Consider the following 15,089-nt stretch of genomic DNA (forward strand, 5'->3'; position numbering starts at 1 on the left):
CTCGGCCAATAGCGCTCCGCGGAACGGAATTTCGAGTCGGGGCGCGGGTTTCGCGGTCCCGTCGATCCGGCCGGTCCGGAGTCCGCCGGGTGCGGCGATCGCATCCACGTCGACGCTGTGCAGCGGCGCGATCGTGTGCCCGGTCACGAAACGCAGCAGCTGGCGTGCTGCCCGCAACCCGTCGGTCGCGATCCCCACCGACACCGCGGGCGAGCTCGCGGCCAGGGCGGTCAGGCCACGGAAGATGCCACGGTAGTCGCAGTGCCAGTCCCGGCAGGTTTCGACCTGTTGTGCGAGGTCGGCGTCATATCTGCGGACCGCGTCGGCGACCACGGCGGTGGCGAACATATCGCCGATGCGCTCGGGTGCTCCGGACGGAAAGACGAGATCCCAACTGCCCTGACCGACCGTCCCCATGGTCAGTCACCCTGCCATGATTGCGCGCCGGGCAAAACCGGAGATCGAATGAATTGATAGCCGAATCGGATCATTCGCGACTTCACCGCGCCGATCACGCGGCGGTGAGGGCCCGGTGCACGCGAGCCGCCGCACGCGGGGGTAGTCGCACACTCGCGGAACGGATTTCATCGATACCGCAGCGATGGATGGCGACCGCGTCGCCGACCACCTCATCCAATGCGGATTGCCCGATAGCGGCCTCGGCCAGATCGAGCACCGTGCGTACGGGCGTGGTCACCAGAAATCCGCCCGCGGATTCGAGATCGGCCGGAATCAGCGGCCGGCGCAGCACCACCAGTCGCGGGGTGACCGGCGGCCGTCCCGCACCGACCGACATATGCAGGAATCGCGGCCGTAGTCGACCGAGTCCGTGCAACTCCGCAGCACTCTGATGCGATACCGCGGCGGCCCCGTCGAACCAGGCCGCCCACATGGCGTATTCGTCGAGCGGGCCGGTGGGCCAATCGGCCAACCGCAATAGCCCGACCCCGGCCCGCGTCACCGAGCCATCGCCGAGACCGGCGCGAACGCGGGCCTCACATCCGGCACGCAGTACCTGCCTGGTAGTAAAGAACCCGGCATGGCGCCCGGCCAATCGCCGCAGCACACGCCACCCGTGCTCGGCGGAATCGAGTGCGCGGCCCGCCGCATCGCCAGCCATGCCGACCAGGCTACGCTCGAATTCTGTGTCGCATGTCACAATCGAACCCCTCACGGCGCCCTCATAGCGAGCACAGAAACGTGGTGAAGAATCGAGCGTATGAGTACGAAGAGCCCATCCACCCTGACGGTCAACCGGCGTCCCTTGGTGATCGCGCTCGTCGTGGTCGCGATTCTGCTTGCTACCGTGCTGGTAGGCGGGGAGGCATATGCGCGGTACCAGGTATCGCGGTGCATCAGTACACAATTCGAGAAGGATATGGGTTCGAAGATCGATGTGAGCTTCGGAGCCAAACCCATGCTGATCACCTGGATCGACGGGAAGGTCGATCAGGTGAAAGTGAACAGCGACGATTCCAAGTTCGGTCCGGCCGTCGGCATGGTGGTGCACGCCAGGTTCAACAATGTCGAGGTCAGCAATAGCGGCAGCGGCAGCACCATCGGCAGCTCGTCGGCCGATGTCACCTGGGGCAACGACGGCATCCGGGAAACGCTCGGCGGCCTGGTCAGCGGCGTGTCGTCCTCCGCGTCGAGCGGGATGCTCACCCTGGATGTGCTCGGTGGGCTCGCGCAGTTGCAGGTGAAGCCGGAGATCAAGGACGGCACCGTGCAGATCGAGACGAAGTCGGCGGCGCTGCTCGGGATGGGGATACCGACCGATCTGGTGTCGGGCATCGTCGATGTGTTCACGCAGAGTCTGCAGAGCTACCCGCTCGGCATGAAGGCCACCGAGGTCAAGGTCACCGATAACGGTGTCGCGGTGAAGCTGGCGGGTGGGCGGACCGAACTGCCCGCCGCGCAGGACAGCAGCGGCAGCGTCAGCTGCTGATCCGGCTCTCAGGTCCGCGCCGTTGTGCCGGACCAGCGGGCTTCGGGAGCGAAATGGCTATCCAGGTAGCCATTTCAGGGCCACGTGGCGCAATCATCCGAGGAATTCGCCCGCACACTCGGCACGCTTCTACGATTCGGGCACGGGATCAGGCGGGAATCCCTCCAGCACCGCACGGGATTTCGAGAGTCCGAGACGGGTCGCGCCCGCGGCGATCAGTTCGGCGGCGGCCTCGGAGGTGCGGATGCCGCCACTGGCCTTCACACCGAGACGTCCGCCGACGGTCTCGGCCATGAGCTGGACCGCGTGCACGCTGGCACCACCGGACGGGTGAAATCCCGTGGAGGTCTTCACGAAATCGGCCCCGGCACGTTCGGCGGCGCGGCAGACCTCGACGATCGCGGCATCGGACAGCGCCGCCGATTCGATGATCACCTTGAGAACCGCGCGATCCCCTATTGCCTCGCGCACCGTAACGATGTCGGACAGCACCGCGCTGTAATCGCCTGCGCGCGCGGCTCCGACATCGATCACCATATCGACCTCGGCCGCGCCCTGCTCGACCGCGAGGCGCGCCTCGGCGCCCTTGACGAGCGAATGGTGCTTTCCGGAAGGGAATCCGGCGACCGACGCGACCACGACGCCGGACGCTCGAATCGGCAACATAGACGGCGATACGCAGATCGCGTACACGCCGAGTTCGCGTGCCTCCGTGGCCAAAGCGTTCACCTCCGCGGCCGTCGCCTCCGGCGCCAGCAGCGTGTGATCGATCATGGCGGCCACTTCGGCCCTGGTCAGCGACGCGGAATTTGCCACAGGGTGAGAGTCTGGCATACCGGTGGCGAATTCCATTGCGCGCCTGGCGACACATCGCGCACACTCGATACTGTCGGTGGAGCTACGGACATCGCTGTGCGACTGCCCGGCCGACTGTTGCGCAGTTGCGGATGGCCCCATTCGTTCAGGAGGAGACGACACGTGCTGATCCGTCGCGAACGCGCCGACGATGCCGCCGCGATCGCGGCCGTACACCGCAGCGCCTTCGGACCGCAGTACGCGAATACCGATAACGACCGGGAGACGGCCGAACTCACCGACGACAGCGCAGCGGACCCACCCGAGGTCGACCTCGTCACCCGGCTGCGCAGCGACTCCGGCTGGATCCCCACCCTCTCGATGGTCGCGGTCGAATACGACACCGTCATCGGCCACATCTGCCTCACCCGCGCGGGCGTCGGCCCGTTCCCGGTGCTCGCCCTCGGCCCGATCGGCGTCCTGGCCGAACATCAGGGCAATGGCGTCGGCGCGGCCATGATGCACGCCGCCATCGGTGCCGCCGACGCCCTCGACGAACCCCTCATCGGCCTGGCCGGAAGCCTCGATTACTACCCCCAATTCGGCTTCACCCCCGCCGCCCGCCTCGGCATCACGCCGGATGAACCGGCCTGGGTTTCCCACTTCCAGGTGCGGGCATTATCGGCGTACGACTCGCAGATCACCGGCGAATTCCGTTACGCGGAGCCGTTTTACGAGCTGTAGGTGAGGGTCTGTCCGGGGTGGCGGTTCCAGGAGTCAGGAGGACCGAACGGGATTCGGGGATCCCGGCAGCGACTTCGAGACCACCATGTATCGGCGGAGGCAACCTCGAGAAGGACACTCCAGGACTACCGTCTCGGCGGGTCAGGGGTGGTGGAGCATGTCGTAGACGTAGGAGCGTTCGTGTTTGCGGGAGACCCAGGCGCCTTCGGGCGGGAGGGGGCCTTGGCCCGGGTCGTCGAAGGGGCGGCTCAGGACTTCGCCGGAATCGGTGCAGATCGACCAGCCGAAGTCCGGTAGGCGGCGGCACCAGAGGTCGTGATCGATTCGCTTGTACGACGGGTAGCCGTAGGCCCAGCCGTCGCGCACGAATTCGTACGTCAGCCCATCGAGCTGTCGTACGAACTTCACGCGCGTCACATTTCCATTGTCGGCTTTCCCGCAACATTCGCTCAACACCTGCCCGGGGTGCCGCAGGTGCACATAGTCGACCTGGGAGGATGAGCCCATGAGTTCCGCTCCACCTGTCCTGGACGACCGACGCTTCGTGCTCACCCTCGGGTGCCCGGACCGTCCCGGCATCATTGCCAGGATCACCTCCTTCATCGCCGAGTTCGGGGGGTCCATCGTGGAGGCGGGCTACCACTCCGATCCGGATATCGGCTGGTTCTTCACTCGTCAGGCGATCAAGGCGTCGACTGTGCCGTTCGGCATCGCGGAACTGCGCGACCGGTTCGCCGGGGTCGCGGCCGACTTCGGGCCGGAGACCGAGTGGCAGCTGCTCGACTCGGGTGAGCGTCGCCGGGCCGTACTACTGGTCAGCAAGGACGGCCATTGCCTGCACGACCTGCTCGGCCGTGCCGCGAGCGGTGAACTGCCCGCGACCATCGAAGCGGTGATCGGCAATCACCCGGACCTCGCCGGGATGACCGAGGCGCACGGCGTGAAGTTCCACCATGTGCCGTTCCCGAAGGATCCGGCCGAACGCGGCCCCGCCTTCGAGGAGGTGCGCGCCCTGGTCGATGCCCACGATCCCCATGCCGTCGTCCTGGCCCGCTTCATGCAGGTGCTCCCCGCCGAACTGTGCGAACACTGGGCGGGCAAGGCGATCAACATCCACCACAGCTTCCTGCCATCGTTCGTCGGCGCTCGCCCCTACCATCAGGCCTTCGCCCGCGGCGTCAAACTGATCGGCGCGACCTGCCACTACGTCACCGCCGAACTCGACGCGGGCCCGATCATCGAACAAGACGTCATCCGCATCGACCACGCCGACGAGGTCCGCGATATGGTCCGCCAAGGCCGCGACATCGAACGAGTGGTCCTCGCGCGGGGTCTCCGCTGGCATCTCGAGGGCCGAGTGCTGGTACACGGCCGCCGCACCGTGGTGTTCTCCTGACCCCTTACCCGGCCGCTTTGGCGGGCTGACGCACCGAATCGAGGACGAGCTCCAGTTCTTCGTTGAACCGCTCGTACATCTCGGTGTTTCCCAGATGTCCCTGTGGGAGCACCTCGTACTTGACCAGACTGCCGGTCTCCCTGAGCATTTCGGCAATTCGCCGGGCATGCACCGGCGGCGTCATATCGTCGTACTCGCCGGCCAGGATTGTGGTCGGCACGATGAGGTTGCGGGCAGATTCGCCGAGATCCAGTTCGGCGAGCAGGATTCCGAATTTCGCACGGACGCGGGCGGGGCAGGAGCGGACGACGGCGAGGCTGTAGTCGACCACGTCGCCGGTGGAGCGCAGGCTCATTATCTGTCGGGTGAAGGCCCACTTCACCGGGGCGATCGGCGGGAAGACGAGCGGGGAGCCGAGGCCTAGACGGCCTATCTTGTGCGGCAGCTGAATTCGCCGGTTGAGCAATGGGAGTGGCGCATTGAAGAACGGCAGGACAGTCGTCTCGGCGATCAGGCGGCTCGGCGCGGTGTTGGTCAGCAGTACCGCGCATGCTTGCTTCGCGACTCGGTCCGGATAGCGTCCGGCCCAGGCCTGCAGCGTCATGCCGCCGAGACTGTGGCCGACCACAACCGCCCGCTCGCCCGGGCGCAGCGTGGCGTCGAGCACAGTGGCCAGATCGTCGGCGAGCAGATCGGTGGTCAGATGACTAGAGCCGAATTCGCTCTCGCCGTGACCACGCACGTCGTAGACGACTACACGGTACCGATCGGCGAACTCGTTGATCTGCGCATTCCAGTACTCGATGGCGCAGGTCCAGCCGTGTACCAGCACGATCGTCTGCGCATCGGCCGGTCCGTAGACGTGTACGCGCAAGCGCGCACCATCACGGGTGATGACCGGAACGACCTCATAGGGCGCGGTCGGCGGATTCAGCGCCGCGGTCGCATAGGTACGCGACCGCAGATTGGCGCGGTGTGTGTGAAGCAACCCCCGGACCCGACCAGGGACGTCCACCAGTGCAGGCGGCATTGCGCGCATCGGACACTCCTTTGTGTAACTCTCCGATACACTAATTGCAAACCGTCATGCTTGCTAGTGCAAGCACCTCAAAAGTTATCCGAACTTCTCCCCAGCCCCGTTTGTGACCGATCCCAAAGGAATTTCGAACCAGCCAGTCGCCGGAAGGTCGAAATCAGCTTTCAACAGCACAGATCGCCACTGTGAACGCTGACAAACCGCCGCCGAATCGCATCTCCGGTCACCCACCGGATCGCACCAAGTCGACCGCGAATCCGGTTCCGTCGCCTGGTCGAATCCGCGTCAACGCGACAACAGGTCTCGTCGATGGCAGCTAGCGCACGCAGACCGCGAGCGCTCGATACATCACGCCATCCCCAACCGCAGCCGTCACCGAGAAGGCCAGCAGGATCTGGCCGACGGCGCTGGAGCGCAGCGGCTGGCGGGCCTGCGGCAACTGGTTACGCTCAGGCACGCAGCTTGACGGGCATGGAGCGGTAGGCGTGCAGATTACGCAGGGGGTGTGGGATCGGTGGACCGTCCAAGGACAGATCCGGATACCGCTCGAACAAGGCTCGCAGCGCAATGGAGCCTTCCAATCGGGCCAGCGTGGCGCCCAGGCAGCCGTGCAACCCGCTGCCGAACGCGAGATGATCCGCCGCGTTGACCCTGGTCACATCGAATCGTTCGGGATCAGGGAAGACGGCGGGGTCGTAGTTGGCGCCCGCCAACGACAGCAGAACCAGGGAACCGGATTCGACGCGCTGATCGGCGATGTCGACCTCGCAGTTCGTGACTCGGCCCGTCATCCGCACCGGACCGTCGTAACGCAAGACTTCCTCGACCGCACGTGGCCACAGCTCCGGCTGCGCCGCCAGCAGTTCCAGCTGGTCCGGATGGCTTGTCAACAGAGCGATTCCATTGCCGAGCATATTCACCGTCGTCAAGAATCCAGCGTCCAGCAGCAGCGCCGCATTGGCCATCTGCTCGCGACGGGAGAGCTCGCCACCTGTCACCAGCATGCTGAGCACGTCGTCGGCCGGCTCGGCGGTGAGCCCGTCGAGGTGTTGGTCGAAGTACCGCTGAACCTCGGCCAGGTCTTCGATGGCGTGGCGGTAAGTGCTCCAGCTCAGGCCGCGTTCGAGCAGCGGCGCACCGGAATCTCCCCACTTCAGCAGGGTCGAATGCATGTGCGTCGGCAACCCGAGAATCTCGGCGATGATCGCGACCGGCAACTGTGCGGAAAAGTCGACGATCAGATCCGGTCGCGGCTTCGATTCCAGGCGTTCGAGCAGGTCATCGGTCACTTCGACAACCCGCTCACGCAGTTTGGCGATTGCCTTCGGGGTGAATGCCTTCCCGACCAGGCGTCGGTATCGGGTGTGGTCCGGCGGATCGGTCACCAGCATCGAGGGCGGTTCGGCGAGGTTGGGCAGTCCCGGATCCGTTTTGGTCATCACCCAGCGGATCGGCTTCGGCAAGGCCGAATGGTCGGGCCTGACGACGCTGAAGCGACGGTCTCGCAGGATGAGTCGGCACAGTTCGTAGTCCGCGGTCACGCGCAACCCCGATACCTTGGGTATCCGGCCCCGCTGCCGGATCTCCTCGATATACCGCGACGAGCCGAGCAATCGATCCGGACCGACGGCGATCTGTCCCAGGGGATCGCCCCGGCGCGCCGCCCACAGGAGGTAGAAGCGTGGCAGGCCATGCATCATCAGCCACCGAATCCACACGCGTATCAACATGTCGTCACCTCCCACTCCACCTTTCCATATGATAGATAGCCGCTATGAGCGGAGCGTCGCTGTCGGGCGCTGATCGGGCGACCTTCGGATCAGGTGAGAGGCCACCATGGACAGGCGCAGATTCGTCAAGGGCGCTGGCCTGGCGACGATGCTGGGTTTTGCGAGTGGACGCACGTTTGCGGCGTGGGCCGACGACTACAGCCCGAGCCCGAGATCACCGGTGTACCGCACGCTGGTGCCGGAGATCTTCGCACCGCTGCCGGATCCGGCGGATCATATGCCCGCGATCGTCATCGGATCGGGGTTCGGGGCGTCGATCACCGCGCTGCGTCTGGCGCAGGCCGGGACCCAGGTCGCGGTGCTCGAGCGAGGATCGCGCTGGCCGAACGATCCGTGGCGCAATATCTTCGCCAACGACACGATTCCGGATGGCCGCGGCTTCTGGCATCGCACGACCTTCACCGGCGCGAACAGGATCCCGGTGCAGATCGATCCGTTCGGCGGGGTCCTCGACGTTTCCAGTTATCCGGGCATAGACGTATGGCGCGGTGCGTGTGTGGGCGGTGGCTCGGTGGTGTTCACCGGGGTGATGATCGAGCCGGAGCAGCGGTTCTTCGACCACGTGTTCCAGGGTGTGGTCGACTACCGCGAGATGCACGACGTCTACTACCCCAGGGTCCGAAATACGTTGCGGCCGAGCCCGATACCGAACGATATCTACGACTCCTTCGCGTTCACCCATGCGCGGGGCTGGGACGAACAGTTCCGCGCGGCCGGCTATACACCGCAGCGCATCGACGGCAGTTGGAATTGGGACGTCATCCGCGACGAGCTGACCGGACGATCGATGCCGTCGGCGACGGTCGGCTGTTCGAACCTCGGCAATTCCAACGGCGCGAAGTTCGATCTGAACCAGAACTACCTGCGTTATGCCGAGGACACCGGCTGCGCCCAGATCTATCCCGGCCATCGCGTGGACGCCATCGGCGCGGAGTCGGGTCGCTATACCGTCGCCGTGACCAAACTCGCGCCTACCGGCGAAGTGCTCCGCATCCGCACGCTGACCTGCGACAAGCTGTTCCTCGCCGCGGGCTCGGTCGGCACCTCCGAACTGCTGGTACGCGCGCGGGCGACGGGCGCGCTGCCGAACCTGAACGAGCACATCGGCGAAGGCTGGGGCGGCAACGGCGATGTCGCATTGGCGCGGCCTGCCAGCTCGGTCGACATCGGTACGCAGGGCACGCCGTCCGCGAGCCGGATTCTGGACGAGGCGGGCACACCCGTATCGCTGGAGAACTGGTTCGTCCCCGGCACCACACCCTTCGACGTCGGCATTGTCGCGTCGTTGGGCATGGTCCTCGACGACACCCGCGGCCGATTCGTCTACAACCCGATCGACGGGAGCGTGAACCTGCAGTGGCCACCCGACGGCGCTGCCGGCTACCTAGCGCACGCGCGGGAAGTCAACAACAAGGCGACCTGCAACTGCCCGTCCAACGCCCAACCAGCCTTGGAGGCGGATGCCTCATTCACCTCACATCCGTTGGGCGGCGCAGTGATCGGACGCGCAACGGACCCCTACGGTCGGGTGCGTGGCTATCGAGGCCTGTACGTGATGGACGGGGCGGCTGTGCCCGGCAGTACCGGAACAGTGAACCCGTCGTTGACGATCAGTGCGCTGGCCGAGCGCAATATCGAAGAGATCATTCGTTCCGGCGAGTAGGCACTACCAGCGCGGCCCACGCTGAATCTCATCCACCTTCGGCCGCACATCGGCCAGGTACACGCCGGTCGCGATAATCGACACCAGCGCAAGCAGACTCGTGACGCTCAGTGAGAGCAACAGGAACAGCAGGGCCGCGCCGAGGATCGCGATCCAGATCGGTTTGGTCAGCTTGTCGACCGCGGTGAAGGCGTCGGGGCGCTGGCGGATGGCGTGGATGAGCGCGAAAATCGTCGCGCCGAGCGCCAAGAGCCGCAGCCCGTACAAGATCCAGCTGGCCAATCCGTGCGCTGTGTCCACCAGCCCATCATAGAAGCAACGACCCCGCACACGTCGGTGCGCGGGGTCGTCAGCGTGGGGAAGGGAAGGGCGTCAGGCCTTCTTGGGGGCCGCCTTCTTGGCCGGAGCCTTCTTGGCGGCGGGCGCCTTCTTGGCCGGAGCCTTCTTCGGGGCGACGCCTTCGGCGGCGGGCTCGGTCTCGGTGGTCACCTCGATGACCTCGGCCTCGACGACCGGCTCGACCTCGGCCTCTTCTTCCTTGGCCGGACGGCCGATCAGCTCGTTGACCTTGGCGAGCGCATCCTCGGCACGGCTGGCCGCATCCTTGTACAGCGTCTCGACGCGCTCGATCTGATCCTCGACCAGGTGGTTGGCGCGCAGCCGCTCGACGGTCTCCTCGCCGCGCACGGCCAGATCCGAGTACAGATCGATGACCTGGGCGTAGTACTTCTCGGCGAGCGCCTTCAGCTCCTCCGGGGTGAACTTCTCGCGCAGCTCGGCGAGGTCCTCCGGCAGCTCCGAGGGCAGACCGGACAGCCGCTCGCGCAGCGTCTCGAACTGGGCCCGGACATCGGCGGGCACGTTGGCGAAGCGCTCGCGGGCCTCTTCGACGCGGCCGCTGACATCGGCGGTGGCGGCGCGCTCACGCACCTGGCTGACGGCATCGACAACCGCGGCGTACACGGCGTCACCGGCACCGACGGTCGCGAACAGTGGCTTGATGGTTACGTTTTCGGTCATTCTTCGTTCTCCTGGCGTGGCGGAGTTGGTGATGTGCTCGGAACGTCGCTGTCCCACTCGTTCCCCCCCTGGTTCGCTTCCTCCGTTTTCCCGGCGAAACGATTCATAGATGTCCAGCAGCACCTGCTTCTGCCGTTCGCTGATCGACGTATCGGCAAGCAGGGCATCCCGGACCGGACTGTGCGGCCGCTGCTCGAGATAGCCAGCCCGTACGTACAACACCTCCGAAGAGACCCGCAGTGCCTTGGCGATCTGCGCGAGTACTTCGGCGGACGGATTACGCAATCCGCGCTCGATCTGACTGAGATACGGATTGCTCACTCCCGCCAGGGTGGCGAGCTGACGCAACGAGACTTGCGCGGCTTCTCGCTGTGCCCTGATGAAACCTCCGATGTCGTGTGCCGCGTTGGCCACACGCGCCGCCTTTTCGCCGACGCCGCTGGATCTCTCCTGCGAATCGTCGGTGTACTCGGCGGAACCTTCGGGCTGGTCTGCCATCACTCACCTTCTGGCGGTTGTACGTGTCCGATACTAAAGCAGGGTGCTAGCTATTGCAAGCACGCTGTAAGCACCCTTCCGGCGATGTTCGATTTCCGGCGCTCGCAGCCCCTCCGTGGTTACGCACGCCGCCTCCTCCGGGCCTATCGCACGCCGCGGGGGTCAGCCGCCGAACATCAATTGCGAAATCGTGTAGATCACCAGCCCTGCCAGCGATCCTACGACCGTGCCATTGATGCGAATAAATTGCAGATCACGCCCAACCTGCAATTCGATCTTCTTGCTAGCTTCCTCGGCATCCCACCTGGCAACCGTATCGGTGACCAGAGTGGTGATCTCCTCCGCATAGTTTTCCACCAGATACCGCGCACCGCGATCGATCCAATCGTCGACCTTGGCGCGCATTTCGGCATCGTCGCGCAGCCGCTCGCCGAGCTGCTGCACATTCTCGGCAACCTTGCGCCGCAGCGTGGAGTTCGGATCGTCGGCCGATTCCAGGATCAGCCGCTTGGCCGCGCGCCAGGTCGCCTCGGCCATGCCGGTGATCTCCTCGCGACCCATGATCTGCGCCTTGATCCGCTCGGCCTTTTTGATCATGGCCTCGTCGTGCTGGAGGTCGTAGGCGAATTCCTCGAGGAACCGATTCGCCGCGAGTCGCACCTCGTGTTCCGGATTCGACCGCACCTTCCAGGTGAACTCGACGAGTTCCCGATAGATCCTTTCTGAAAGCAGAATGTTTACGAATTTCGGAGCCCATTGCGGCGCATCCCGTAAAACGATCCGGTCGATCGTTTCCTGCGAACCGAGCGCCCACTGGTGCGCACGCTCGGCAAGCATGTCGAGCAGCGGCAACTGCCGATTGTCGGCGAGCAGTTCGGCAAGCACCCGGCCGATCGGCGGGCCCCACAGCGGTTCGGCGATCCGCTTGACGATGGTGTTGTCGATGACCTGCTCGACATCCTCGTCCCGCAGCACCCCGACCACCGCGCGCAGAATGGTCGAGCTCTCCTGCGCCACCCGGCCCGCATGTCCGGGATCTGCCATCCAGCGCCCCACCCGCCAGGAGACCTGCGCCGAATTCACCTTCGCCGAGACCACGTCCGGGGCAAGGAAATTCGATCCCACGAAGGCGCCGAGACTGGCGCCGAGCTGATCCTTCTTCTTCCTGATGATCGCGGTATGCGGGATCGGCAGGCCGAGCGGATGGCGGAACAGCGCGGTCACGGCGAACCAGTCGGCGAGTGCGCCGACCATGCCCGCCTCGGACGCGGCCCGCAGGTAGCCGACCCAATCACCGCCCGCTCCGCGCGATTCCAGCCAGCGGCAGAACAGATAGACCGCCGTCGCGAATGCCAGCAACCCGGTGGCCAGGGCCTTCATCTTGAACAGATCGCGGCGCTTGCCCGCATCGTCGACGAAGGCCGCGAAACTGGTCGGTGGTGCGGACGTGGGCGCATCCAGCACCGCTGTATCGGATCGGCGGCGTTCGCGGGGCCCTTCGTGGTTACGCTCCGCAACCGCCTCCGGGCCCGTCGCTCGCGCCGCCGTGTTGCCGGGAGCTTTCTCCATGACACCCATTCTGCTGTGTGTTGCCGACCGACCTCCGAGCCGATCGCAAGCGACACGCAACCGACGCCGAATGGCCCGATTATGTGCAACCTGTCGCAACCAACACCCAAACGCGCATGTGGGTCGTTGCCTGGACCTAAGCTGGTGGTCCACGAACCCACACAAACGAGGGAGCTAACGCTGTCCACCGAAGACCTTGTCGATGTCGGCGAGCTTGCCGAACGACCGGCGGCGGTGCGCACCGGCCGGACGGACGGCCGTAAGCGCCGATGGCGGCAGCATAAGATCGACCGCCGCGAAGAGCTGGTCGATGGCACCCTCGCGGCTATTCGCACGCGGGGCAGCAATGCGGGCATGGACGAGATCGCCGCGGAGATCGGCGTCTCCAAAACCGTGCTCTACCGTTACTTCTCGGATAAGAACGACCTGGTCCACGCGACCATGCAGCGGTTCATCGAAACCACCCTGATGCCGCGGGTGTACGAGGCGATCAGCCTCGACGCGGACGAGTACCACCTGGTGCGTTCGGCGCTGGCCGCCTACGTCGGCACAGTCGACGAGGACCCCGAGGTCTACCGGTTCATCATGGGCAACGGTTCGACCGATCAGTCCTCGCTCGCCGAATTCGAGAAGCTCTTCGCCGACGTCGTCACCACGGTCATCATCGATCGCGGCGCCGAACACGGCTTCGAGACCGAGGGGGCGCTGCTGTGGTCGTATGTGCTCGTCGGCGGCATCCAGTTGGCAACGCACTGGTGGACCACGGATAAGGCGATGTCGCGCGAGGAAGTCATCGACTACCTGACCATGATGGCCTGGAGCGCCATCGAGGGCATGGCGCGCGCGGGCGGCTCTCGGGCGATCTTCAACGCCCAGCCGCACATCCTGCCTGCCCCGCCGCAAGCCGGTGCCTGAGCGCTAGCTCGAGGTCGCCGACTGATCAATCGCCCGACTTCGCGCGCTAACAGGCCGCTAGCTGGGGCGCTAGCTGAAATCGTGACGGCGGTCTCGACATTGCCGCGAGGTTGGCTACTCTGAAGCCGAGCGGTACGCGGGTGTCCCACGTCACCGCCCCGCACAGAGCCCGATGGCGGCCTGCGCGGGGCGCTACGTGGTTACGCAAGCTGCCGCCTGCGCGCCCGTCGCGCCGACCGCTGGCACCAATGGAGGTACCTCGATGGCGAAGCAAGTGCCGACTTCTCGGCTTGCTCGTGGCACCAAGCTGGGTGCGGTGGCAGCCAGTTCGGTAATCCGAACCCAGCGCACACGCCTCTCCATGCGGGGCCGGTCGGCGGCCGTACGCGCGAAGATGGCCGAGGAGTCCATGATCCGCACCACCGAGCAGGTGGTCACGGTCCTCGGGACCATGAAGGGCGTGGCCATGAAGCTCGGCCAGATGATGTCGGTGCTCGATCTCGATCTGGTGCCCGAGAGCCATCGCGAACGCTTCCAGAAACGACTCGCCGTGCTGCGCAATGCCGCGCCCACGGTGTCGTTCGAGTCGATGCGCCAGGTGATCGAGGAGGACTTCGGACGGCCGCTGGACGCGGTATTCGCCGAATTCCAGCCGGAGCCCATTGCCGCGGCCTCGATCGGGCAGGTGTACCTGGGGCGGCTGCACGATGGACGTCAGGTCGCGGTGAAGGTGCAGTACCCGGGCATTGATGCGGCGGTGCGCGCGGATCTCAAGAATCTGGCCATGTTCCGGCGCGTACTGCAATCGGCGATGCCGTGGGTGACGCCCGCCGTACTCGACGAGCTGCGGCTGAATATGGAGAGCGAACTCGACTATCACGCCGAGGCCGATACCCAGCTCCAGATCGCCGAGCTCTACGCCGGACACCCGTTCATCATGGTGCCGCGTTCACTGCCCGAACTCAGTACGACGCGGGTGCTGGTCAGTGAATATGTGGCGGGCAAGGGATTCGAGGAGATCCGGCAGTTACCCGCGGTCGAACGGAATCGGATCGGCGAGATCATCTATCGCTTCTATGTCGGTTCGCTGTTCAGCTTCAACGAATTCTGTGGTGACCCGCATCCGGGAAATGTGTTGCTGGCCAACGACGGTCGGGTCGGCTTCCTCGATTTCGGCCTGTTCAATCGGATGGATCCCGAACATGTGCGGTTCGAGACGATCTGTCTGCGCGCGGCGGCCGAGGATCGGGCAGAAGACCTGCGGCAGTTGATGATCGAGCGCGGCGTGATCGACTCGCCCGACGAGATCGGCGCCGAGGAATGCCTGGAATACGTGCTCGCGGCCTCGGAATGGTGTCTGCTCGACGAGGAGTTGACCATTACCCCGGAACTGGCCAGCGGTGCGTTTCTGCTCGCGGTGGATCCGCGAGCCAGTGAATTCGCCGGGATGAAACAGCAGAATCTGCCGCCGGAGCACCTGTTCTCGCGGCGTGCCGACTTCCTCACCTTCGGCATGCTCGGTCAGCTCGAATGCACCACGAACTGGCACAAGATTTCCCGCGAATGGCTCTACGACGAAGCGCCGGTCACCGATTTGGGTAAGGCGCATCTGGAGTGGTTGAGCGAGCGCAAACCGACGCCGACCAAGAAGCCGCGGGCGCGGGCGAAGAAGCCGACCACGCGCGGTTCCGGAACCAAGTAAATCCACTGAGCAG

General features: G+C 65.2%; 14 protein-coding genes and 2 pseudogenes. 6 read left to right on the forward strand and 10 right to left on the reverse strand.

The features are described from left to right. A pseudogene (locus ON44_RS30420) lies at positions 1–417 on the reverse strand (hypothetical protein); the annotation flags it as partial. Between the two features lie 94 nt (positions 418–511). Continuing rightward, entirely contained in the window at positions 512–1,120 is a 609-nt protein-coding gene (locus ON44_RS30425) for a type IV toxin-antitoxin system AbiEi family antitoxin (protein ID WP_040696486.1), read from the reverse strand. Between the two features lie 99 nt (positions 1,121–1,219). On the opposite strand from ON44_RS30425, the gene ON44_RS30430 reads away from it, so the two are divergent. Further along, positions 1,220–1,948, forward strand: coding sequence for an LmeA family phospholipid-binding protein (locus ON44_RS30430; RefSeq protein WP_040696333.1), 729 nt, complete (start codon positions 1,220–1,222; stop codon positions 1,946–1,948). 129 nt (positions 1,949–2,077) lie between these two features. Here the strand turns inward: ON44_RS30430 and deoC are convergent, their stop codons facing one another. Further along, complete coding sequence (gene deoC, locus ON44_RS30435) at positions 2,078–2,782, reverse strand: deoxyribose-phosphate aldolase (RefSeq protein WP_040696489.1); 705 nt, start codon at positions 2,780–2,782, stop codon at positions 2,078–2,080. Positions 2,783–2,926: 144 nt separating this feature from the next. On the opposite strand from deoC, the gene ON44_RS30440 reads away from it, so the two are divergent. Then, the gene (locus tag ON44_RS30440; protein WP_040696335.1) at positions 2,927–3,487 is read left to right on the forward strand and encodes a GNAT family N-acetyltransferase; all 561 of its coding nucleotides are present in this window, start codon (positions 2,927–2,929) and stop codon (positions 3,485–3,487) included. Between the two features lie 141 nt (positions 3,488–3,628). Here ON44_RS30440 and ON44_RS30445 read toward each other — a convergent pair whose 3' ends face one another. Next, on the reverse strand, positions 3,629–3,904 hold the full coding sequence (locus ON44_RS30445) for a hypothetical protein (RefSeq protein WP_040696491.1): 276 nt from the start codon (positions 3,902–3,904) through the stop codon (positions 3,629–3,631). An 88-nt stretch (positions 3,905–3,992) separates the two neighbouring features. Here ON44_RS30445 and purU point away from each other — a divergent pair, with 88 nt between their 5' ends. Continuing rightward, on the forward strand, positions 3,993–4,883 hold the full coding sequence (purU, locus tag ON44_RS30450) for a formyltetrahydrofolate deformylase (RefSeq protein ID WP_040696337.1): 891 nt from the start codon (positions 3,993–3,995) through the stop codon (positions 4,881–4,883). A gap of 4 nt (positions 4,884–4,887) precedes the next feature. On the opposite strand, the gene ON44_RS30455 is transcribed toward purU, so the two are convergent. The 3 genes from ON44_RS30455 to ON44_RS30460 all read right to left on the reverse strand — a co-directional run bounded on the left by ON44_RS30455 (position 4,888) and on the right by ON44_RS30460 (position 7,649). Further along, positions 4,888–5,922, reverse strand: coding sequence for an alpha/beta fold hydrolase (locus ON44_RS30455; RefSeq protein WP_040696341.1), 1,035 nt, complete (start codon positions 5,920–5,922; stop codon positions 4,888–4,890). Positions 5,923–6,235: 313 nt separating this feature from the next. Continuing rightward, positions 6,236–6,376 (reverse strand): hypothetical protein, encoded by a 141-nt coding sequence (locus tag ON44_RS50605; protein ID WP_157187358.1) that lies wholly within the window; start codon positions 6,374–6,376, stop codon positions 6,236–6,238. Beyond that, on the reverse strand, positions 6,369–7,649 hold the full coding sequence (locus tag ON44_RS30460) for a cytochrome P450 (RefSeq protein WP_040696493.1): 1,281 nt from the start codon (positions 7,647–7,649) through the stop codon (positions 6,369–6,371). Before ON44_RS30460 ends, ON44_RS50605 begins: the two co-directional genes overlap by 8 nt. 106 nt (positions 7,650–7,755) lie before the next feature. On the opposite strand from ON44_RS30460, the gene ON44_RS30465 reads away from it, so the two are divergent. Next, positions 7,756–9,372: a GMC oxidoreductase gene (locus tag ON44_RS30465; RefSeq protein WP_040696343.1), complete on the forward strand. Its 1,617-nt coding sequence runs from the start codon at positions 7,756–7,758 to the stop codon at positions 9,370–9,372. A gap of 3 nt (positions 9,373–9,375) precedes the next feature. On the opposite strand, the gene ON44_RS30470 is transcribed toward ON44_RS30465, so the two are convergent. From ON44_RS30470 to ON44_RS30485, 3 genes and pseudogenes are all read right to left on the reverse strand, one after another. After that, a complete protein-coding gene (locus ON44_RS30470) occupies positions 9,376–9,672 on the reverse strand; it encodes a DUF2516 family protein (RefSeq protein WP_040696344.1) in 297 nt (98 codons plus the stop codon). A gap of 777 nt (positions 9,673–10,449) precedes the next feature. After that, a pseudogene (locus ON44_RS30480) lies at positions 10,450–10,890 on the reverse strand (helix-turn-helix domain-containing protein); the annotation flags it as partial. A gap of 162 nt (positions 10,891–11,052) precedes the next feature. Beyond that, positions 11,053–12,459: a DUF445 domain-containing protein gene (locus ON44_RS30485; protein WP_373283221.1), complete on the reverse strand. Its 1,407-nt coding sequence runs from the start codon at positions 12,457–12,459 to the stop codon at positions 11,053–11,055. A gap of 234 nt (positions 12,460–12,693) precedes the next feature. Between ON44_RS30485 and ON44_RS30490 the strand changes: the two genes are divergently transcribed. Together ON44_RS30490 and ON44_RS30495 are read left to right on the forward strand one after the other, a co-directional pair. After that, positions 12,694–13,374, forward strand: a complete 681-nt coding sequence (locus ON44_RS30490; protein WP_083898236.1) for a TetR/AcrR family transcriptional regulator — start codon at positions 12,694–12,696, stop codon at positions 13,372–13,374. A gap of 262 nt (positions 13,375–13,636) precedes the next feature. Then, a complete protein-coding gene (locus ON44_RS30495; RefSeq protein ID WP_040696346.1) occupies positions 13,637–15,076 on the forward strand; it encodes an ABC1 kinase family protein in 1,440 nt (479 codons plus the stop codon). Positions 15,077–15,089: the final 13 nt, after the last annotated feature.

The organism is Nocardia vinacea NBRC 16497 (assembly GCF_000308835.1).
GTDB classification, from domain to species: Bacteria; Actinomycetota; Actinomycetes; order Mycobacteriales; family Mycobacteriaceae; genus Nocardia; species Nocardia vinacea.